This is a genomic window from Tessaracoccus sp. OH4464_COT-324 (genome assembly GCF_003932855.1).
Lineage (GTDB): Bacteria > Actinomycetota > Actinomycetes > Propionibacteriales > Propionibacteriaceae > Arachnia.
The window spans coordinates 1-552 of record NZ_RQYZ01000076.1 but is presented as its reverse complement, the minus strand read 5'-3'; the positions used below and the strand labels follow the sequence as shown (position 1 = coordinate 552).

Here is a 552-nt window from a genome sequence, read left to right as displayed (position 1 = left end):
GGTGGTGTACCAGGGGGTGTTATTGGTCATCGGTGCCGAAGTGTTTGCGTAGTTCTGCGGCTAGTTCGAGCATGAGCTGCTCCATCTGGGCATTCACGTCACCTTCCCAGGGCCCGATCGGATAGAACTCGATGATGCAGTCCTGGGCCACCATCAAACAGGTATCTGACTTCAAATTGTTTGTTGGGCTGCAGTAGGCTTTACCGACCGCTTTGGGGTTCACGAAGTCTTTAACCTTCAATGGGTAGCTGTCGTGGAAGTAGCTCACGTGGACGTGGATGATTCGGCGGCGTTGGTAGTAGGGGGTGTCGTCGTCTTTGTGGACGTAAACCCAGGAGCCGCCGATGTTGATGGTGTAGGAGGGTTCTCCTCGTGCGCGGATGACGTTGGTGAGGTCTGGGATCGGCCAGTCGTCTCGGATGTGGGCTGGGAAGATGCGGGGGATGATCGCTGGTGGTGGTTGCCCGGCCCAGCGTTTGTCGTCTTGCCAGCCGGGCTTAGTCGGGTCGATCATCCAGGGATCGAGTGTCAGGGTGGGGCTGGGAATATCGA

The 552-nt window shown here is 57.4% G+C and carries 1 protein-coding gene; it reads right to left on the bottom strand.

Annotated features, from left to right (window positions below):
• Positions 1-19: 19 nt before the first annotated feature.
• On the bottom strand, positions 20-552 hold a 533-nt coding region (locus tag EII42_RS12215; protein ID WP_233558404.1), incomplete at its 5' end, for a hypothetical protein.